Here is a 20,353-nt window from a genome sequence, read left to right as displayed (position 1 = left end):
GGCAGACATCGTTTCATCCCCGCGCTTTTCTTTATGTTTCGTGGCCGGTCGTTTCAGAAGTCGATGGTGACGTCGCCCTTGGGCACGCTGCAGCAGGAGAGGATGTAACCCTCGGCGATGTCCTCGTCGGTGATCCCGCCGTTGTGCTCCATCTCCACCTCGCCCGAGCGTTTCATCACCTTGCAGGTGCCGCAGATCCCCATCCCGCAGGCCTTGGGAATGTGCAGGCCGAGCTGGGCGGCGGCGGCGTGCACGGTTTCGTTCGGGCCGATGCGGATGCTCTTGCCGGTGGCGAGAAATTCAACCTGGTTGAGTTCGGCGGCGGGAACCTGCGGCGCGTCGGCGGCCTGCTCGGCGAGCTCCTTGACCTCTTCGCGCACCTCTGGCGGCGTCGCGCCGAAGGACTCCTCGTGGTAGCGGCGCATGTCGAAGCCGTTGGCCTGCAGCAGCTGCTTGACCGCCACCATGTAGGGCGTCGGGCCGCAGCAGAAGATTTCCCGCTCCAGGTAATCGGGTGCCATCAGTTCCAGCATCTTCTGGTTCAGGTAGCCGCGATAGCCGGCCCAGGCCTCGCCCAGGTTCTGCTTTTCGCAGATCAGGTGAAGGCTGAAGTTGACGATCCGCGAGGCCATGAATTCCAGCTCGCGGTGGTAGATGACGTCCCTGGGCGAGCGCGCGCTGTGGATGAACACCATGTCCACGTTGGCATTGGTGTCGAAGAACCAGCGCGTCATGGACATCACCGGGGTGATGCCGACGCCCCCGGAGAGGAACAGCACCTTGTCGGCGGGGTAGTCGATGGCGTTGAACAGCCCGACCGGGCCGTGCACCGGCACCTGGTCGCCTTCGGACAGGTTGTCGTGCAGCCAGTTGGACACCCGCCCGCCGGGCACGCGCTTGATGGTCAGCGAAAAGCTGTACGGCACCGAGGGCGCGCTGGAGATGGTGTAGGAGCGCATCACCGGCTCGCCGTCGATCTCCAGCTCCAGGGTGACGAACTGGCCGGGCTTGAAGAAGAACAGGATCGGCTGGTCGGCCATGAAGCAGAAGGTGCGCACGTCCCAGGTTTCCTGGATCACCTTGACGCAGCGCACGACGTGCCGGCCGTTGGTCCAGGTCTGGGTGTTGACCGGATTGAGGAAGTTGCTGGACATGCTCACCTCGTGCTCGCGTCTGGCTCGTCGGACCCGGCCCCGCCCGTCACATGGCCCCGGATGCGGCGGATTGTGCGTAACGACCTTGGCCCGCATTTGCCTCTTTGCGACATCGGCATGCTTATCGCGACCGGCCTCTGGCACCGGGCCTGCGGGCGTCGGAAACGAGCGCGGCCATGTCGCCCATGGACAAGGACGGCACGCGGTGGCGACACACACTCGCGGCAGCCGAACAAAGCAGATTCCATGGTCCGGCAGCCCTCCCGGACCCGCGCATCGGTGGCGCGGGCGGCGTTCGCGCCGGCAGGCGGGCACGGCTCACCTTGCGTCGCACAACCGCCACTGTCATCGCCGGCCGCCGCCGCGCCCGGCCAGAGGAGTCAACGATGGATGCCACCTACACCCTGAGCCTGGGCGATCCGCTGGAGCCCGTGCGCAAGGCCACCGCGCAGATGCTGCAGACCCGCGAACGCACCTTTTCGCTGGAGCAGCCGTTCTACAGCGACGAGCGCCTGTTCCAGCTCGACATGCAGGAGATATTCCACAAGGAATGGCTGATCGCCGGGATGACCTGCGAGATACCGAACAAGGGCAACTTCCTCACCCTGCAGGTGGGCGACAACCCGATCATGGTCGTGCGCGGCGCCGAGGGCGTGGTGCATGCCTTCCACAACGTCTGCCGGCATCGGGGTTCGCGCCTGTGCACCAGCGAGAAGGGCAAGGTGGCCAAGCTGGTCTGCCCCTATCACCAGTGGACCTACGAGCTCGACGGCCGGCTGCTGTTCGCCGGCACCGAGATGGGCGCCGACTTCGACATGAGCCAGTACGCGCTCAAGCCGGTGCATTGCAAGACCGCCGGCGGCTACATCTTCGTCTCGCTGGCCGAGCAGCCGCCGGCGATCGACGACTTCCTCGCCACCCTGGCCCATTACATGGAGCCCTACGACATGGAGAACACCAAGGTGGCGGTGCAGACCACCTTGCTGGAAAAGGCCAACTGGAAGCTGGTGATCGAGAACAACCGCGAGTGCTACCACTGCAACGGCTCGCACCCGGAGCTGCTCAACACGCTGCTCGAATGGGACGACGTCAACGATCCTCGGGCGACCCAGGCCTTCAAGGACCACGTGGCCGAGTCCGCCGCCAGGTGGGAGGCCGAGCGGATTCCCTTCGCCCACGCCAGCTTCGGCCTGCGCAACCGCATCGTGCGCATGCCCCTGCTCAAGGGCACCGTGTCGATGACCCTGGACGGCAAGCAGGGCTGCCGCAAACTCATGGGGCGCATCAAGGACCCGGACCTCGGCTCGATGCGCATCCTCCACCTGCCGCATTCGTGGAACCACTGCATGGGCGACCACATCATCGTCTTTACGGTGTGGCCGCTCAGCGCGCAGCAGACCCTGGTGACCACCAAGTGGCTGGTGCACAAGGATGCGGTGGAGGGCGTGGACTACGATCCGGAGCACCTGCGCAAGGTGTGGGACGCGACCAACGACCAGGACCGCCGGCTGGCCGAGGAGAACCAGCGCGGGATCAACTCGAGCGCCTACCAGCCGGGGCCTTATTCCCAGACCTACGAGTTCGGCGTGGTCAATTTCATCGACTGGTACAGCGAGCGGATGCTGCACAACCTCGGAGCGGCGCCGGCGCCCTACCTGCGCCAGGTCAACGAGTGAGGCGGTGCGTGGCCGGGATGGCCGCGCGCGCTAGCCACGCAGGCGCGTGACGGTTTCCTGGAGCCTGTCCATGTGCTCGATCACAGCGACGACGCCGAGGTCGAGCAGCGTCTTGGCGTGCCCCGGCGGGATGTGGCTGGCGCCGGTGAAACCGATCACCCGCATGCCGGCGCCGAGGGCGGCGCGGACACCGGTGGGGCTGTCCTCGACGACCAGGCAGCGCGCGGGTGCCACGCCCATGCGCTCGGCCGCCAGCAGGTAGACGTCGGGCGCCGGCTTGGGCGAGACGACCATGTCGGCGCTGAAGATGTTGCCCGCCACCCGCTCGGTCAGGCCGGCCCGCGCCAGCGAGGCTTCGACGTTATGGCGCCGGCTGTTGGAAGCCACGGCCAGCGGCATGTCGATGCCCAGCAGCGCCTCGCGGGCGCCGGCCACGGGTTCGACGGCCTCGGCCACGTAGGCCTCGCTCTGGCGCCTGACATCCTCGTCGAAGGTCTCGGGAATGCTCAGGTCGAAGGTCTGCTCCACCAGCCTGACGATGGTCGGCACGGTCAGGCCGAAGGTGTCTTCGAGCAGCGGGCCGAGCCTGGCCGCCGGAGCGTAGGCGCACAGGGCCTCGAACAGCACGCGCTTGCTGAGGATTTCACTGTCGACGATGACGCCGTCGCAATCGCTGATCAGCAGGTCGAAGGCGGACATTCGGGTTCCCTTGGTTCGGTGGGCAGCTCAGGCGAGCAACTGGGCGATCTGGCTGCGCAGCGAGTCGAGGGAGAAGGGCTTGGCCAGTATCGGCGCCGAGCGCGCGACGGAGCTGCCGGACTCGACGATCTCGATGGGATAGCCGCTGATGAAGATCACCTTCAGGTCCGGGCGCAGCTTGAGCGCGGGCTCGGCGATCATCACCCCGGACACGCCACCGGGCAGGCGATAGTCGCTAATCAGCAGGTCCAGCTTGGGCTTGGTGGCGAGGATCTCGAAGGCGCGGGCCGCGTCGGCGGCTTCCAGCACTTCGTAACCCTCGCCGGCCAGGTAGTCGGAAAGCAGGGCGAGAATGGGGGGCTCGTCCTCGACGAGCAGAACGATCTTGGTCGACGGTTGATTCATGGGGCTCTTCTCGACGCTTCTACGAACGCTTCGATGTTTGCACGGCGGGAGGGCGCATGCACGTGGCATGTCTGTCCAGGGTTGGACAGCCGCCGGGCGGCAAGTTCATGAAAGCGGTGATATCGCGGAGTCCAAGGCTTGCCTGGCGCGAGCGAGGGCCGCCGATACGGGCGCCCCGGCTGCGTTAAGCTGCCCACTTCGCCCCCTGGAGAACGCCGATGCGCGACCCGAAAGAGCTCGAAACCATCAGCGAGCGGACCCTGGACCACTACCGTGGCAGCGCCGAGTCGTTTCGCGAGAACACCCGCGACCATGACGTCAGCCAGAACATCGCGGCGCTGCTGCGGCATATCCGGGCCCCATCGCCTCTGCAGATCCTCGATCTGGGTTGCGGCCCGGGGCGTGACCTGAAGACCTTCACCGCCCTCGGCCATGTGGCGGTCGGCGTCGACGGCGCCGAGCCCTTCGTGGAGATGGCGCGTGCCGAGAGCGGTTGCGAGGTCTGGCACCAGAACCTGCTGCAGCTGGATCTGCCGGACGCTCGCTTCGACGGCGTCTTCGCCAACGCGGTGCTCTTCCACGTGCCGAGTGCGGCGCTGGCGCAGGTGCTGGGCTGCCTGCACCGTACCCTCAAGCCGCAAGGCGTGCTGTTCTGCTCGAACCCGCGTGGCGACAACCAGGAAGGCTGGAGCGGCGAGCGCTACGGCGCCTGGTACGACTGGCCGGCCTGGCGCGAACGCATGCTGGCGGCTGGCTTCGAGGAGATCGAACATTACTACCGCCCGTCCGGCCTGCCGCGTGCCCAGCAGCCCTGGCTGGCCAGCGTCTGGCGTGCCTGATGCGGGCCCGCGGAAAGGGCGTGGCGCCGGGCTTTTTGTGATGTACATCGCAGAATGCAAGCCGGATTTTCAGGGCGTCATGCATCTTGCACGGTCGTCGAAACGATTCGTTTTTATAACTCATTGATTTTTAAAGATTAATTTATGGTGTTGCGGTTGGCACGGTCGATGCTCTAGAGGAGGGAGCTGCACCTAATCGGAGTAATAAGAAATGACCCCTGCACAACGTACCCTGACTGCCGCATTCCCCGAGTTCGAAGTCATCACCACCCCGCGCCCGGATGGCGGCCTGCTGCTCACCCTGCAGAGCGGCGATCGCAGCATCATCAAGCGCGCCTTGTCCAAGGGCCAGACGCAGACCCAAGAGCAGCTGGAATGGGTGATCAGTTCGATCCGTCGTGACCTCGCGCTGGAAGCCGGCATGTCGCCCGCCATCGCCCACCTGCAGAGCCAGAGCCGCACCGGCCTGCCGACCTACGAATACGCCTGACCACGATCCGGAGGCTGCGGGGCCCAGGCCACCGCAGCCCCATGCCGGGCCACGACCCGGCCGCCGATTCCACCGTGAAGCTGCCCTGTTCGACGCCACCCCACCGGGCGTGGCGTCACGCAGCGATGAGGATGCCGAGATGAATGCCATCGATCTGTTGATCCAGGACCATGAACGCCTCAAGGATCTGTTGACCCGCCTGACCGAGTCGACCGAGCGAGCAGTCAAGACCCGTACCGAATTGCTGCAGAAGCTCGAGATGGAGCTGACCATGCACACCCAGATCGAGGAGCAGATCCTCTATCCGGCCTACAAGGAAGCGGGCGAGAAGGACGACGTGAAGATGTACTACGAGGCCAAGGAAGAGCACCGCGCGGTGGATTCGCTGGTGTTCCCCGACCTCAAGGCCACCGACCCCTCGACCCTCGAATTCTCCGGCCGCGCCAAGGTCTGCAAGGAGATGCTCGAGCACCATATCGAGGAAGAAGAAGAAGAGATGTTCCCCCGGGCGCGCGAGCTGTTCGACGAGGCGCGCCTGGTCGAGATGGGCGAGCAGATGACCCAGCTCAAGGCCCGGATGAAAAAGGAGCTGACCGCCGTCAAGGCGGCCTAGCCCGAAGCCCTGCCGCTCCCCCTCCTGCAGTTGCCGAGGGGGCAGCGCTCGAAAGCCCGCCGCGTCGCCCGGCCATCCACCCGGCCAGCCCGTTCTCCCTGTACTCACGCCGACCGTGCCTTTTCCGTCATGAGAGGGGCGTTGACCTGCCTCGCGAACTCTCCGTCTCCTGCCGCCACCGGCGGCTGCCGCGCGCGCCGGTTGCCGAGGCTTCGGACCAGCGGGGCCTTCGCTGCTCTATGCCGGGGCACTCTCGGGTTTTGTCAGGGTCAACTTAAGGGTGAGTTTCGACTCGAGAATAAGCTGGCCCAAAGCCGGCATTCCTGTAAGGAGGTTTGATCATGCGCTTGACCTATCTACTGCCCCCCGTGCTCGGCTTGCTGCTCGTTGGCTGCGGCCCGGACGAAGACCGCGAGCGTGAGGTGACTCCGCCGCCTGCCACCACCGAGCAGCCGGCCACTCCGGCCACCGGCACGGGGACTGGAACCGGCACCGGTACGGGCACCATGGACCCGGCGCCTGGCACCGCACCGGCGGACAACGGCAGCGGGCTGGGGACCAGCTCCGGCAGCGGTACGGGAATGGGTGATACCGGTGGCACCGGCGGCACCGACAGCGTAGCCCCGCAGACGGGGACTGGCACGGGCACCGGCACCGGTCAGTAAGGCCGACGGCCGCAGGCCTGGCCTGCGGCCTTCCCGATTCTTCTCGCTGAGGATACCGCCATGAAGTTGAGCAACCTTGCGCTCTGTGCATCGCTGGGACTGCTGTTGGTCGGCTGCTCGCCGGACGAGCAGGAACAGTCGTCGATGGACAACCACGACAACAACCAGCAGGAATTCCAGAACACCGCCACCGATCCGGCCGGCCCACGGGAAATCTCCCCGCCATCGGACATGCCCAACGAATGACCCTCCGGCTGGCCGCCTTGCCGGCCGGCTAGACGTACTGGGCGGCGGCGAAGCCCGAAGCCCAGGCCCACTGGAAGTTGAAGCCCCCCAGGTGCCCGGTCACGTCCAGCACCTCACCAATGAAATACAGCCCCGGCGATTTGCGCGACTCCATCGTCTTGGACGAGACCTCCTGGGTGTCCACCCCGCCCAGGGTGACCTCAGCCGTGCGATAGCCCTCGGTGCCCGACGGCACCAGCGACCAGCACGAAAGCCGCTCGGCGATGGCCTCCAGCTCGGCGGGCACGTACTGCTTGAGCGGCTTGGAGACGAACCAGTGCTCGGCCAGCAGGCCGGCCATCTTCTTAGTGAACAGCTCGGCGAGCAGGGTCTTGAGCTCGCTGTTGGGGCGTTCGCGCTGCTGGGCGGTCAGCCATTCGAGCAGGTCCAGGTGCGGCAGCAGGTTGATCTCGACCGTATCGCCCGGTTGCCAGAACGAGGAAATCTGCAGGATCGCCGGGCCTGAAAGGCCGCGGTGGGTGAACAGGATGTTCTCCCGGAAGCGCTGGCCATTGCAGCTCACCAGGCAGTCTTCCACCGAGGTTCCGGACAGCTCGCCGCACAGGGCCTTGAGCTGCGGATCGGTGAGGGTGAAGGGCACCAGGCCCGCGCGGGTCGGCAGCACGCTGTGGCCGAACTGGCGCGCGATCTGGTAGCCGAAGCCGGTGGCGCCCAGCGTGGGGATCGACAGACCGCCGGTGGCGATCACCAGTGACTGGCAGGCGACCGCGCCGGCGCTGGTGTGCAGCCGGTAGCCCGATTCGCTCCGCTCGATCTGCTCGATACGGGTCTCCAGGCGCAGCTCCACGCCCGCTTCGCGGCATTCGTCGAGCAACATCCCGAGGATGTCGCTGGACTTGTTGTCGCAGAACAGCTGGCCGAGCTTCTTCTCGTGATAGGGCACGCCGTGCTTGGCGACCAGCGCGATGAAGTCCCACTGGGTGTAGCGCGCCAGCGCCGACTTGCAGAAATGCGGGTTGCCGGACAGAAAATTGGCCGGCTCGGTGTACAGGTTGGTGAAGTTGCAGCGGCCACCGCCCGACATCAGGATCTTCTTGCCCGCCTTGTTGGCATGGTCCAGCAGCAGCACGCGGCGGCCGCGCCCGGCGGCGACGAACGCACACATCAGGCCTGCCGCGCCCGCACCAATGATCACCACATCGCTTGTCTGCACCCGTTCGCCCTCGCATCGAAGGCGCGCATGGTAATGGATCGTTCGCCCGCTGTGACCTCGCCGCCGGGCGGCTCGCCGGAGATCGGCCCGCTGGCGCGACGTCTGGCATCGACGAAGCGGACCGCTAGGCTGTCAAAGGAACTCAACGTCATGCACCGGTGGGGAGTCGATGCGCGCGTCGTCCTGGTTGCTGCTTCTCATACTGCTCGTGGCAGGCCCCGCGTCCGCGCAGCCCCTGCGGCTGGCGGCCAGTCCCTGGCCTCCGTATACCGACCAGCGCCTGCCCGGCAACGGGCTGGCCGTGGAGCTGGTGACCACCGCGCTGCGGCGCGCCGGCTACGAGGTCGAGTACGTCGAGGTGCCCTGGAGCCGGGTGATGCATGGCCTGGTGCGCGGCGACTACGACCTGACCAGCGCCTGGTACAGCCCCAAACGGCTGGGCTTCGCCGCCTTTTCGCGGCCCTACCTGAACAACCGCCTGCGCTGGGTGGTGCGCCGTGGCAGCGCCATCGATTACGACGGGCTGCACAGCCTGCATCCCTATCGGATCGGGTTGTCGCGTGGCTACGCCTATTCGCCGGAACTCGAGCAGGACGCCGCGCTGGAACGGGTAGAGGTCGCCGATTTCGTCAGCGCCGCGCGCATGCTCAGCGCCGGGCGCATCGACCTGACCCTGGAAGACGAACAGGTGGTGCGCCATCACCTGCGCAACGAGTTGCGCCTGGTGCGCGAGGCGTACGAGATGCTGCCCACCCCGTACAGCGAGAACGGGCTGTCGCTGCTGGTACGTCGTGGGCATCCGCGCTGCGACGAGATCGTCCAGGCGTTCGACCGGGAAATCGCCCGGATGCAGGCCGACGGCAGCTACCGGGCGATCTTCAACCAGTTCGGCGTGCCGGTGCCCTGATCAGCCGGCCTCGGGCCTGGCGCTGTGCTTCATGACGTGCACGGCCATGCTGCGCAGCGGCGCCAGCTGGCGGCAGATCAGCCCGAGCTGGGTCTGCACCAGGCGGTGGGCGTCGTCCATGTCCTCGGGCGCCTGTTCCAGGCGCTGCGCCAGCGCCTGTTCCTCTTCGCTGTAGATCTCCACGGGGCGGTTTTCCCGCAGCGCCAGCGCCAGCTCGTCGAGGGTCGCGGCCAGGCGCTCGGCGGCGCTGTCGAGCAACTCGTCGCTGGCATCGTCCGGCAGGCTTTCGCGGTGCGCGCCCAGGCCCGAGATGTAGTTGAGCAGGGTGTGGGAGACGATCAGGAAGCGAAAACCGGTCTCGGCTTCCTTGCGAAAGCGGCCGGGCTCCAGAAGCATGTTCGACAGCGTGGTGGAGAGCGCGGCGTCGGCGTTGTGGGCGTTGCGCCGCGCCAGCCGGTAGGCCAGGTCGTCGCGCTTGCCGGTGTCGTACTGCGACATGATCTGGCGCAGGTAGTCACTGTTGCAGCTGAGCGTGTTGGCGAGCACCTGATTCAGCCGGCGCCCCTGCCAGTCCGGCAGGATCAGGAACACCGCCGCGGCGGCGATCAGGCTGCCGAGCAGGGTATCGAACAGTCGCGGCCAGATCAGCCCGTAGCCGTCGCCCACCTGGTTGAAGCAGAACAGCACCAGCAGCGTGATGGCGGCCGTGGCCAGGGTGTAGCGCGAGGTGCGGGTGACGAAGAACACCACCCCGGCCACCACGGCGAACAGCGCCTGCACCTGCTGGTTGGGGAACAGGTCGAACAGCGCCCAGCCGACCAGCAGGCCGAGCACCGTGCCGGTCACCCGCTGGACCAGCTTGACCCGGGTCGCGCCGTAGTTGGGCTGGCAGACGAATACGGTGGTCAGCAGCACCCAATAGCCCTGCTCGGGGTGGATCGCGTGGAGCACCGCGTAGCCGCACACCAGCGCCACCGACATGCGCAACGCATGGCGGAACAGCAGCGAAGTGGGCGTCAGCTGCAGGCGGATGCGGGCGAAGGCGTCGCGCAGCGATTGCGGGTGGCGGTTGAGCAGGCTGCTGTCCTGCTGGCCTTCCACGGTGTCCGGGTTGCTGGCCCCGGCGAGCTGGCGCTGCATCGTGCCGAGGTTGCCCGAGAGCGCCCGCAGCGAGCGCAGCAGCCCGCGCCAGGCGGGGTTGTTCTGCTGGCGCAGGTGTTCGAGGGAGGCGTCGAGGTCGGCCATCGCCTGGGCGTTGACCTCGCTGTACTGGAACGGCTGGCGCAGGCGGATGGCTTCGCCCAGCTCCAGGCAGGCGCTGGCCTGCAGGCGCAGCAGGCGCTGGCAGCGAAACAGCACGTCGCTGTGGAAGAAGGCTTCGGCCAGCTCCTGATAGGGATAGTGGGACGAGCTGACCCGCTCGTGCAGGTCCTGGGCGAGGAAGTACAGGCGCAGGTAACGGCTGATGGTGGCGCCGGGACGACCGTGGCCGAGGCGGTTGAGCAGGGTTTCCTTGGCGGTGTTGAGCGCGGCGACCACCCGGCCGTTCTGCCGGGCCAGCTCCAGGCGGCCGGCCTCGACGTCCATCTGCCGCACCGGCTCGAGCAGTGCGGCCTTGAGCTTGATGTAGTGCGCCAGCTCCCGGTACACCCGCGCCAGGCTCTGTTGCACGGGCTGGTGGGCGAACAGCGCGTTCCACAGCACCGAAAGCAGCCCGTACCAGGCCGCGCCGCCGACCAGCAGCAGCGGGTCGCGCCAGAAATCCGGACTCTCCCCGCCGCGCTGGTCGGCCGAGATCATGCTGTAGATCGAGAGGATCAGCGTGGCCGAGGCGATGGTCGCGTAGCGCTCGCCGAGGGCGCCGAGCATGACCAGGGCGAAGGCCGAGGCCGCGAGCCCCGCGGCGAACAGCAGCGGATAGGGGAATAGCAGCTCCACCGCGATGGCGGCGATGCTGAAGCAGAACAGGGTGACCAGCAGGGCGGTGAGCCGGCCGAGCCAGCTGTCGTCGGTCTCGGCCAGGGCGCTGGCGATGATGCCGAGGAACAGCGGGATCACCAGTGCCGGGTGATCCAGGTACCAGGCCAGGCCCATGGTGCTCGCCAGGGCGATGAACACGCGCAGGCTGTAGCCGAATTTCTCCAGCGCCCAGAGGCGGCGCAAGGAATGGCGAAGGGAGGGTGAAACCATGCAGAACGGCCCTGTCTCGAAGCGAATGCCGATCTTGGACGCTGTTCATGACAGCCTGTCACAGGAAGGGCGGAAGAATCTTCAGCAAAGCAAGGCCTGTACCGAAACGGCCGCGGCGGCGTCCGTCCGTCACCCGGTGATCGGGCGACGGCGGGCGAAGGGCAGACGCCGCGTTATCGGGCAGCGCTCAGAGGACGCGCACCTTCAGCGAGCGGCCCTTGATCTTGCCCTCGTTGAGCCGCTTGAGCGCCTGGCGGGCGACGCTGCGCTCCACCGCGACGAAGGCCTGGTAGTCGAACAGCGCGATCTTGCCGACCTGCGCGCCGGCGATGCCGGCCTCGCCGGTCAGGGCGCCGAGGATGTCGCCGGGGCGCAGCTTTTCCTTGCGTCCGGCAGCGATGCAGAGGGTTTTCATCGGCGGTTGCAGCGGCTCGCCGGCCCTGGGCTTGAGGCTCGAGAGCGGGTGCCAGTTCAGCGGCGCGCGCTGCAGTTCCTCGATCGCCCGGGCGCGCTGTGCTTCGGCCGGCGCCACCAGGCTCACGGCCAGGCCCTTGTGCCCGGCGCGACCGGTACGGCCGACCCGGTGGACGTGGATCTCGGCATCGCGCGCGAGCTCGACGTTGATGACCATGTCCAGCGTCTCGATATCCAGCCCGCGCGCGGCGACGTCGGTGGCCACCAGCACCGAGAGGCTGCGGTTGGCGAACATCGCCAGCACCTGGTCGCGGTCGCGCTGCTCCAGGTCGCCGTGCAGCGCCGCCGCCGAAATGCCCTCGGCGGTGAGGTGCTCGACCAGGTCCTGGCACTGCTGCTTGGTGAAGCAGAACGCCACGCAGGATTCGGGGCGGAAGCTGTCGAGCAGCCGCACCACCGCGTCCATCCGCTGCTGCGGGTCGATCTCGTAGAAGCGCTGCTCGATCTGCTGGTCGTCGTGCAAGGCCTCGACCTTGACCTGCTGCGGGTCGCGCATGAAGGTCGCCGACAGCTGCTTGATGCCGGCCGGGTAGGTGGCCGAGAACAGCAGCGTCTGCCGCTTGGCCGGGGTCTGGCCGATGATCTCGGCGATGGCGTCGTAGAAGCCCATGTCGAGCATGCGGTCGGCTTCGTCGAGCACCAGGGTGTTGAGCCCGTCGAGCACGAGCGTGCCTTTCTTCAGGTGCTCCTGGATGCGTCCCGGGGTGCCGACGATGACGTGCGCGCCGTGCTCCAGCGAGCCGATCTGCGGGCCGAACGGCACGCCGCCGCAGAGGGTGAGCACCTTGATGTTGTCGGCGCTGCGCGCCAGCCGGCGAATCTCCTTGGCCACCTGGTCGGCCAGTTCGCGGGTCGGGCAGAGCACCAGCGCCTGGCAGCCGAAGTAGCGCGGGTTGAGCGGGTCGAGCAGGGCGATGCCGAAGGCCGCGGTCTTGCCGCTGCCGGTCTTTGCCTGGGCGATGAGGTCCTTGCCCTTGAGCATCACCGGCAGGCTTTGCGCCTGGATCGGTGTCATCTGCGCGTAGCCGAGGGATTCGAGGTTGGCCAGCATGGCGGCCGACAGGGGGAGGCTGGAAAAGGCGGAGCTGGACACGGCGGTATCTTCAGAAGGGAAACGGCAGGCAGTTTAGCAGGGCGCCCGGCGATAAACCGGGCCGCCCGTGCCGCGCCGGGTCAACGGTCGAGGTGCCGCTCCTGGCGCAGTTCGGCGATACGGGCGTCCTTCTCGGCCCACAGGTCGCTGACCCAGCCCTGCAGGAACTGGCGAAACACCGGGTCGTTCTCGTAGTCGCCCTGCCACAGCGCCGGCTCCAGCGGCAGGGTGCGGATGTCGACGATCACCCGCGGCACCTGCCCGCTGATCAGCTCCCAGAAGCCGGGGATGCGGGTGCCCGGGTAGATCACCGTGACATCGAGGATCGCGTCGAGCTGCTCGCCCAGGCTCGCCAGCACGAAAGCCACGCCGCCGGCCTTGGGCTTGAGCAGGTACTGGTAGGGCGAGGCCTGCTGCGCCTGCTTGACGGAGGTGAAGCGCGTCCCTTCCAGGTAGTTGACGATGGTCACCGGCAGGCGCTTGAACTTCTCGCAGGCGCGCCGGGTGATCTCCAGGTCCTTGCCCTTCATCTCCGGGTGCCGCGCGAGATAGGCCTTGGAGTAGCGTTTCATGAACGGATAGTCGAGCGCCCAGAAGGCCGCGCCGAGGAAGGGGATCCAGATCAGTTCCTTTTTCAGGAAGAACTTGAAGTAGGGCGCCTTGCGGTTGAACACCTGCACCAGCGCCGGGATGTCGACCCACGACTGGTGGTTGCTGATCACCAGGTACGAAGTGTCGCGGCGCAGCCCTTCGCCGCCGCGAATGTCCCACACGGTCGGAGTGAGCCAGGCGAAGATCAGCTTGTCGATCTCGGCCCAGCTTTCGGCGATCCACATCACGCCCCTGGAGCAGGCGTCGCGGACGGCCTGGACAGGCACCAGCCGGATGACGGCCAGCACCATCATCGGTCCGATCAGCACCAGGGTATTGAGCAACAGAAGGGCGATGACGAGCACGCCGGTGAACACACGACCCATGCGATTCCTCATGGCAGAACAGGTTGGCAAGCATTGCAGACGGGTGAATTAGCCACATTCGACCGCCGTTCGTCTAATGCCGGCGTCGTCGGTGCGCCTGGGCACCGCCCTGGCATGGCCCGATGATCGGCCAGCGTTGCGCATCCGAGGGGGCGCCGACACCCGAAGTAAAGATTTTTTCGGGGGCGGGATCGGTTCCGCCCGACCCGTCCCCAGGCCCCATCATTACGGCACCGACCGGCTGAGCGCCGGGTGGCGCGAGACGGCAATGCGTCCGGCCAGGCGCCGGCCCGGCCTGCACCGAGGGGCGAACGAATGCACAATGGGCCCTGTCTCACCCTGACATTTGCTTCGAAGGAGAACGCTTTTGCGCCGTTGCCTACCCCTGTTGCTGGCCTGCGCGCTGGCTGGCCCGGCTCTCGCCGACGACCCGGTGCTCTATGGCCGCTACGAATACATCCGCGTCGACGACATCGGCAAGACGCTCAAGGCGAAGATGGACACCGGTGCCATGACCGCCTCGCTGTCGGCCAAGGACATCGAGCGTTTCGAGCGCGACGACGAAGAGTGGGTGCGCTTTCGCCTGGCCATCGAGGGCGCCGACGACACCCTCTACGAGCATCGCCTGGTGCGTATCAGCGAGATCAAGGTGCGCAGCGAGGAACGCCGCGACCCCGATGACGACGGCGATGAGGAAGCCACGCCCAACGTCGCCGAACGTCCGGTGGCCGAGATGGAAATCTGCCTGGGCAACGAGCGTCGCACCATCGAGGTCAACCTCACCGACCGTTCGCGCTTCACCTACCCGCTGCTGATCGGCACCTCCGCGATTCGCGAACTCGACGCCGCCATCGACCCGTCACGCAAGTACACCGCCGGCCAGCCCAACTGCTGAGCGGGGGGTATCCCCTCAGCGCAGGCGCTGCTGGGGTTTGACGAAGACCGCCGTGGTCAATGGCGGCACGCTGAATTCGCCATTGACCGTGGCCGACTCGCGGCTGCGGTGGTCATGCGCGGTGCGCAGTACCGGATGCAGCTGGTAGCCCGCCGCGCCGGGCAGGCGTGCGGTGCGGGTGCTGGCGTTGACCACCACCATCAGCGCCAGGTGGTTGGGGTCCAGGTCACGGCCCATGCCCGGGCCGTCGTCCAGGCTGAACGCCAGCACGCCCGGCAACTGCTGCGGACCTGTGTTGTGGAACTGCAACCGGCGCTGCACCTCCCGCGCGCTGTCGAGCTGGAACAGGCGGCTGCCGCTGCGGATCTTCAGCAGTTCGAGAAAGCCCTGGCGCGCGGCTTCGATATGGGTCGGCGCCGGGGCCGCGTTCGGGTCGGCGATGATCTGGCGGATCAGCGGCCAGTTGTCGCCATCCTTGTCCTGCCGCGGCAGGCCCTTGTTCCAGTTGTTGTCGGCATAGCTGAAGTCCACCGCATTGAACCAGTCGCCCGAATCGTAGCTGTCACGTTCCATCGACTTGGAGCGCAGGATGTCCGAGCCCATGTGAATGAACGGGATGCCCTGGCTGAGCAGCGGCACCGCCAGGGCGACCAGCTGCGCGCGCACCCGCTCGGCGGTGGGGAGCGAGGCGGGCAGCTTGTACTGGTTGTTGTCCCAGAGCGTCTGGTTGTCGTGCTTGGAGACGTAGTTGATGGTCTCCTGCGGGTCGAGGGTATAGCCGGCCGGCTGGCCGTTGTAGTCGATCTCCGCGCCGCGCCGCAGGCTTCCGTCGGCACTGACGAAGCGGTAGTCACGCAGACCGCCGGCCACCCCCACGCGGATCAGGTCGGTCAGGTGCAGCAGCCTCGCCCGCTCTTCGGCGCTGCCCGCGTTCAGCTCGTTGGGCATCACGAACAGGCCGTTGGCGAAGCCCTGGTTGCGGCGGATGTCCAGCCCGCCGTCGAACGGGCTGCCGCCGCGTACGGCGTCGCGCTGGCGATCGTTGAAGGTGCCGATGCCGGTGCCGGCCATGTTGAGCTGGGTCGCGTTGATGCCCCGTGCGTTGCCGGCCACTTCGCCGAAATCCCAGCCTTCGCCGTAGAAGTAGGTGTCCGGATCGATCTGCCGCACGGCGCGGTAGGCGGCCTGCAGGTTGCTGCGCATGTGGTGGCCCATCAGGTCGAAGCGAAAGCCGGCGATCTTGTAGTCGCGCGCCCAGACCCGCAGCGAGTCGACCATCAGCTTTTCCATCATGCGGTGTTCGCTGGCGGTGTTCTCGCAGCAGCTCGACTGCTCCACCGCGCCGCTGACCGGGTCGCGGCGGTGGTAGTAGCCCGGAACGATCCGGTCGAGCACCGATTGTTCGCCCAGGCCCGAGGCGTGGGTGTGGTTGTAGACCACGTCCATCACCGCCGCGAGGTCGCGCTGGGCCAGCGCCTGCACCATCTGGCGGAACTCGAGGATGCGCCGGGGACCTTCCGCCTCGCTGGCGTAGCTGCCTTCCGGCACGCTGAAGTGGAACGGGTCGTAGCCCCAGTTGAAGCTGTCCAGCCCGCGTAGCGCGTCGTGGAGCGCCTGCGCCTGGCCGCTGGCCGGATCGAAGCCTTCGAGCACCGAGCGGATGCTCTGCCCGCCGCAATACCCGGCCCAGGTTTCCCGCGCGCTGGCCGAGCGCTCGCAGAGCCTGGCGAAGGGGTCGTCGATGTCCACCCGCTGCGCGGGATCCTCGTCGACCGTGGCGATGTCGAACACCGGCAGCAGCTGCACGTGGGTCAGGCCCGCCTCGCGCAGTGTCTGCAGGTGGCGCACGCCACGGCTCTGCGGCTGGGCGAAGGCGAGGTACTTGCCGCGCAGCGCGGGCGGTAGCTCGCGGTCGCTGGCGCTGAAGTCGCGCACATGGGTCTCGTAGATGACGGCCGCTTCGGGGTGGGAGACGCCGGGGCGCTCGAGCGAATCCCAGCCGGCGGGCTTGAGATCGGGGTCGTCCAGGTTCACCACCTGGGCGTATTGGCCATTGGCCGACAGGCTCAGGGCGTAGGGGTCGGACACCAGGCTGGTCTCGATCCGCCCGGTCGCCGGGTGGTAGGCCGTGACCTCGTACTGGTAGTAGTGCCGGTCCAGCCGCCGGTCGCCGTGATAGCGCCAGACGCCGCGGCGTTCCTGCATTGGCCTGGGGAAGCCGGGCAGCAGGCGCCTGGCCTCGTCGAACACGTGCAGCCTGACGCGCTGCGCGGTCGGCGCCCAGAGCGCGAACTCGACGCCCGCGGCGTCTATTCGCGCGCCCAGCTCGCCTTCGTGGCTGAACAAGAGGTCCAGCGCGGCCGGCATCTGTACCTGGGTTGCGCTGCTGACCCGGCCCTGGCCGTCATAGCCGACCACCACCAGCTGGCTCTTGAACGCTTCACGCAGTTGTGAGGCTCTGGCCTGGAAGGCATAGGCCGGCTGTTCGGCCAGATGCGGGAATTGTTCCTTGAGCGCCTTGCGCAGCGTAGCCGGGCGCAGGGCAAGGGCCTGGCCACCCTGGACGCTGCGCTGCTCGCCGTCGATGCGGATATCAGCCGTCGGCGAGTAGCGCAACTCGAACCGTGACGCGGTCTGTTCGCCTTCATGGATCACCAGTGTGTAGGCATCGAGCCAATGGGCGCGGGCGCCGTCGATGGCGACGCCCGGTGCGGAAAGCGGGGTGGCGGACAGCCGGGGATCACCGCTGCGGCTGAACACCCGGCGGCCGAGTTCGTCCAGGCGCCAGGTGTGGTCCAGTCCGCCGAGGTCCTTGGTGTCGCCCTTGTGCACGATCAGGTTCAGGCAGCTCGCCTGCGCCGTCAGCGGGATGCGGTAGTAGGCGCCGAGCTGCGGGTCGATGCCCGAGGCGGCCAGGGGACGGTCCCAGCCGGTTTCCTCGCGCACGCCGCTGCACTGGGGCGTGTTCCACAGGTGCAGGCCCCAGCCGGCGTAATCGCCATCGCCTCGCTGGTAGTAGAGCAGGGCTTCGTCCGGTGCCGGATCGAGGGGGGCGGCGAGCGCCACCTGGGAGGCCAGCAGGCCGGAGAGCAGAACGGGAAGGCAGGCATGGAGCAGGGAGGGTCTGGACATGGCATTCACCGGATTGGTGCGGGCTGCCGACCGCGCGTGCGCCGGAGCCCCCTTTGTTGTTGTCACCGCTGCGCGATGATCGGCAATGCGCGGCTGCGCAACATCCTCCGGCGCGCGAGAAAAGGGGGCGTAGGTCGGGGAAGCGATAGCCTTTGGCCAGGTTCAGGCTTCGTGCGAAGCCGCGTGGCACGGGGGCTTGGCCCTCTGTTGCGCTCAAGGACGGGCGATTGCGACGAAAGTCTTAGCGGCGTGGTCGGCAATGCCTGTTAACTTGACCCCTGCATAACAACAACAAAATCTGGAGGGCTTATGTCCAGTACCAAACAAGAGGCCGCAACGGCTTATTGGAAAGAGAACTTGCGGTTGATGCTCTGGCTCCTTGCGATCTGGTTCATCGTGTCATTCGGCTTCGGGATTCTCCTGGTCGACCAACTCAACGCCATTCAATTCTTCGGTTTCCCCCTGGGCTTCTGGTTCGCTCAGCAGGGATCGATCTATGTGTTCGTCATCGAGATCTTCGTCTACGTGCTGATGATGAACAAACTCGATCGCAAATACGATTTGCACGAAGAGTGAGGCGCTGAGCATGGATACCCAAACCCTGATTTACCTCTTCGTCGGCGCGACCTTCGCGCTTTATATCGGCATCGCCATCTGGACCCGCGCGGGTTCGACCAGCGAGTACTACGTCGCGAGCAAGGGCGTGCACCCGGTACTCAACGGCATGGCGACCGGCGCTGACTGGATGTCGGCGGCCTCGTTCATCTCCATGGCGGGCATCATCGCCTTCGCCGGCTACGACGGCTCGGTGTACCTGATGGGCTGGACCGGCGGCTACGTGCTCCTGGCCATGTGCCTGGCGCCCTACCTGCGCAAGTTCGGCAAGTTCACCGTCCCCGAGTTCGTCGGTACGCGCTACTACTCGCAAACCGCGCGCGTCGTGGCCGTGATCTGCGTGATCTTCATCTCCTTCACCTACGTGGCCGGGCAGATGCGCGGCGTCGGTATCGTCTTCTCGCGTTACCTGGAAGTCGACATCAACACCGGCGTGATGATCGGCATGGCGATCGTGTTCTTCTACTCCGTGCTCGGCGGCATGAAGGGCATCACCTACACCCAGGTGGCGCAGTACTGCGTGATGATCTTCGCCTACATGGTGCCGGCGATCTTCATCTCGATGATGGTCACCGGCAACCCGATCCCGCAGCTGGGCTTCGGCAGCGAAGTCACCGGCACCGGCGAGTCCGTGCTGGACCGCCTCAACGGCCTGGGCGCGGAACTGGGCTTCACGCCGTATACCGATGGCAGCAAGTCCACCACCGACATCTTCTTCATCACCATGGCGCTGATGGTCGGTACCGCGGGCCTGCCCCACGTGATCGTTCGCTTCTTCACCACCCCGACCGTGCGTGACGCGCGCAAGTCGGCCGGTTACGCCCTGCTGTTCATCGCCATCCTCTACACCACCGCTCCGGCAGTCGCCGCCTTCGCGCGGACCAACCTGCTGACCTCGGTCCCCAACACCAGCTACGCCGAAGTGCCGGACTGGTTCAAGACCTGGGAAAACGCGGGCCTGATCGCCTGGATGGACAAGAACAACGACGGCGTCATCCAGTACGGCCCGGGCGCTGCCTTCGCCGGCAAGCCGACCTACGCCGCCGATCGCGGGGCGTCGGGCGAGCGCCTGCTGACCAACGCGCCTACGCCGGCTGCGTCCGAGCTCTACGTCGACAACGACATCATGGTTCTGGCCAACCCTGAAATCGCCGGCCTGCCGGGCTGGGTGATCGCGCTGATCGCCGCGGGCGGCCTGGCGGCTGCACTGTCGACGGCGGCCGGTCTGCTGCTGGTGATCTCGACGTCGATCTCCCACGACCTGCTCAAGAGCAACATCAAGCCGGACATCAGCGAGAAGGGAGAACTGCTGGCCGCACGTATCGCGGCAGGTGTCGCGGTGGTCATCGCCGGCCTGTTCGGCATCTACCCGCCCGCCTTCGTGGCGCAGGTGGTGGCGTTCGCCTTCGGTCTTGCGGCGGCCTCGTTCTTCCCGGTCATCGTCATGGGGATCTTCTCCAAGAAGATGAACAAGGAAGGCGCCATCGCCGGCATGATCGTCGGGCTGTCGTTCACCTTCTGCTACATCGTCTACTACAAGTTCATCAACCCGACCGCGGGCCCGAACGAGTGGTGGTTCGGCATTTCGCCGGAAGGTATCGGTACCCTGGGCATGATCTTCAACTTCGTCGCTGCCGTGGTCGTCGCCAAGTTCACCGCGCCGCCGCCAGCTGAAATCCAGACGCTGATCGAAGACATCCGCGTACCGCGTGGAGCCGGGGCGGCCATCGATCATTGATCGAGCCCCCGTGAAATGAAAAAGGCGCCGGAGAAATCCGGCGCCTTTTTTTGTGCTGCCGGGCGCGTCCTCGATATCCCGCCCGTCGAGGCATCGCCTCGTGCTGCCACCGCAGCCTGTGCCTTTAGGCTTGGCGGTTAAGACAAGCGGGCGATGAGCGCCGGCGCCGGCGAGCCAGGCTCGGCGCATCAGGTACAGCTGAGAGCGCCCGTGGTTCGGATGGTGCCGGCATGGCGATCACCGGACAGGGCGGCGGCGCCCACCGCCCTCGGTACGATCAGCGTTTCCAGGCCGGCTACGGCTCACGCTGCTCGACCAGATGCTGGTGCAGG

18 protein-coding genes are annotated in these 20,353 nt (G+C 66.7%); 10 read left to right on the top strand and 8 right to left on the bottom strand.

Annotated features, from left to right (window positions below; all coding sequences use genetic code 11):
- Positions 1 to 53: 53 nt before the first annotated feature.
- A complete protein-coding gene (gene gbcB, locus DN824_RS02275; RefSeq protein WP_138406779.1) occupies positions 54 to 1,154 on the bottom strand; it encodes a glycine-betaine demethylase subunit GbcB in 1,101 nt (366 codons plus the stop codon).
- A 386-nt stretch (positions 1,155 to 1,540) separates the two neighbouring features.
- Between gbcB and gbcA the strand changes: the two genes are divergently transcribed.
- Positions 1,541 to 2,830, top strand: coding sequence for a glycine-betaine demethylase subunit GbcA (gene gbcA / locus DN824_RS02270; RefSeq protein ID WP_138406778.1), 1,290 nt, complete (start codon positions 1,541 to 1,543; stop codon positions 2,828 to 2,830).
- 30 nt (positions 2,831 to 2,860) lie between these two features.
- Here the strand turns inward: gbcA and DN824_RS02265 are convergent, their stop codons facing one another.
- A complete protein-coding gene (locus DN824_RS02265) occupies positions 2,861 to 3,529 on the bottom strand; it encodes an HAD family hydrolase (RefSeq protein WP_138406777.1) in 669 nt (222 codons plus the stop codon).
- A 27-nt stretch (positions 3,530 to 3,556) separates the two neighbouring features.
- Complete coding sequence (locus DN824_RS02260) at positions 3,557 to 3,934, bottom strand: response regulator (RefSeq protein WP_138406776.1); 378 nt, start codon at positions 3,932 to 3,934, stop codon at positions 3,557 to 3,559.
- Between the two features lie 218 nt (positions 3,935 to 4,152).
- Between DN824_RS02260 and DN824_RS02255 the strand changes: the two genes are divergently transcribed.
- The 5 genes from DN824_RS02255 to DN824_RS02235 all read left to right on the top strand — a co-directional run bounded on the left by DN824_RS02255 (position 4,153) and on the right by DN824_RS02235 (position 6,787).
- Positions 4,153 to 4,773, top strand: a complete 621-nt coding sequence (locus DN824_RS02255; protein ID WP_138406775.1) for a class I SAM-dependent methyltransferase — start codon at positions 4,153 to 4,155, stop codon at positions 4,771 to 4,773.
- Positions 4,774 to 4,984: 211 nt separating this feature from the next.
- Complete coding sequence (locus tag DN824_RS02250; protein ID WP_138406774.1) at positions 4,985 to 5,263, top strand: DUF3509 domain-containing protein; 279 nt, start codon at positions 4,985 to 4,987, stop codon at positions 5,261 to 5,263.
- 139 nt (positions 5,264 to 5,402) lie between these two features.
- On the top strand, positions 5,403 to 5,876 hold the full coding sequence (locus tag DN824_RS02245) for a hemerythrin domain-containing protein (protein WP_138406773.1): 474 nt from the start codon (positions 5,403 to 5,405) through the stop codon (positions 5,874 to 5,876).
- A gap of 341 nt (positions 5,877 to 6,217) precedes the next feature.
- On the top strand, positions 6,218 to 6,541 hold the full coding sequence (locus DN824_RS02240; RefSeq protein WP_138406772.1) for a hypothetical protein: 324 nt from the start codon (positions 6,218 to 6,220) through the stop codon (positions 6,539 to 6,541).
- A gap of 60 nt (positions 6,542 to 6,601) precedes the next feature.
- The gene (locus DN824_RS02235; RefSeq protein WP_138406771.1) at positions 6,602 to 6,787 is read left to right on the top strand and encodes a hypothetical protein; all 186 of its coding nucleotides are present in this window, start codon (positions 6,602 to 6,604) and stop codon (positions 6,785 to 6,787) included.
- A 28-nt stretch (positions 6,788 to 6,815) separates the two neighbouring features.
- Here DN824_RS02235 and DN824_RS02230 read toward each other — a convergent pair whose 3' ends face one another.
- Positions 6,816 to 8,000: a BaiN/RdsA family NAD(P)/FAD-dependent oxidoreductase gene (locus DN824_RS02230; RefSeq protein ID WP_138406770.1), complete on the bottom strand. Its 1,185-nt coding sequence runs from the start codon at positions 7,998 to 8,000 to the stop codon at positions 6,816 to 6,818.
- Between the two features lie 169 nt (positions 8,001 to 8,169).
- On the opposite strand from DN824_RS02230, the gene DN824_RS02225 reads away from it, so the two are divergent.
- Complete coding sequence (locus DN824_RS02225; RefSeq protein ID WP_138406769.1) at positions 8,170 to 8,907, top strand: substrate-binding periplasmic protein; 738 nt, start codon at positions 8,170 to 8,172, stop codon at positions 8,905 to 8,907.
- On the opposite strand, the gene yccS is transcribed toward DN824_RS02225, so the two are convergent.
- The 3 genes from yccS to DN824_RS02210 form a co-directional block, all read right to left on the bottom strand.
- Entirely contained in the window at positions 8,908 to 11,097 is a 2,190-nt protein-coding gene (yccS, locus tag DN824_RS02220; RefSeq protein ID WP_138406768.1) for a YccS family putative transporter, read from the bottom strand.
- A gap of 187 nt (positions 11,098 to 11,284) precedes the next feature.
- Positions 11,285 to 12,664 (bottom strand): ATP-dependent RNA helicase DbpA, encoded by a 1,380-nt coding sequence (dbpA, locus tag DN824_RS02215; protein ID WP_138406767.1) that lies wholly within the window; start codon positions 12,662 to 12,664, stop codon positions 11,285 to 11,287.
- Positions 12,665 to 12,744: 80 nt separating this feature from the next.
- Positions 12,745 to 13,641: an acyltransferase gene (locus tag DN824_RS02210; protein WP_138406766.1), complete on the bottom strand. Its 897-nt coding sequence runs from the start codon at positions 13,639 to 13,641 to the stop codon at positions 12,745 to 12,747.
- 367 nt (positions 13,642 to 14,008) lie between these two features.
- On the opposite strand from DN824_RS02210, the gene rloA2 reads away from it, so the two are divergent.
- The gene (gene rloA2 / locus DN824_RS02205; protein WP_241663888.1) at positions 14,009 to 14,536 is read left to right on the top strand and encodes a retropepsin-like aspartic peptidase RloA2; all 528 of its coding nucleotides are present in this window, start codon (positions 14,009 to 14,011) and stop codon (positions 14,534 to 14,536) included.
- Between the two features lie 15 nt (positions 14,537 to 14,551).
- Here rloA2 and pulA read toward each other — a convergent pair whose 3' ends face one another.
- Positions 14,552 to 17,668, bottom strand: coding sequence for a pullulanase-type alpha-1,6-glucosidase (gene pulA, locus DN824_RS02200; RefSeq protein ID WP_138406765.1), 3,117 nt, complete (start codon positions 17,666 to 17,668; stop codon positions 14,552 to 14,554).
- A 309-nt stretch (positions 17,669 to 17,977) separates the two neighbouring features.
- On the opposite strand from pulA, the gene DN824_RS02195 reads away from it, so the two are divergent.
- Positions 17,978 to 18,244 (top strand): DUF4212 domain-containing protein, encoded by a 267-nt coding sequence (locus tag DN824_RS02195; RefSeq protein ID WP_138406764.1) that lies wholly within the window; start codon positions 17,978 to 17,980, stop codon positions 18,242 to 18,244.
- A 10-nt stretch (positions 18,245 to 18,254) separates the two neighbouring features.
- Positions 18,255 to 20,021, top strand: coding sequence for a sodium:solute symporter family protein (locus DN824_RS02190; protein ID WP_138406763.1), 1,767 nt, complete (start codon positions 18,255 to 18,257; stop codon positions 20,019 to 20,021).
- Positions 20,022 to 20,353 lie beyond the last annotated feature (332 nt).

This window comes from Stutzerimonas nosocomialis, assembly GCF_005876855.1.
Classification (GTDB): Bacteria; Pseudomonadota; Gammaproteobacteria; order Pseudomonadales; family Pseudomonadaceae; genus Stutzerimonas; species Stutzerimonas nosocomialis.
This window is presented reverse-complemented; position numbering and strand designations above follow the sequence as displayed.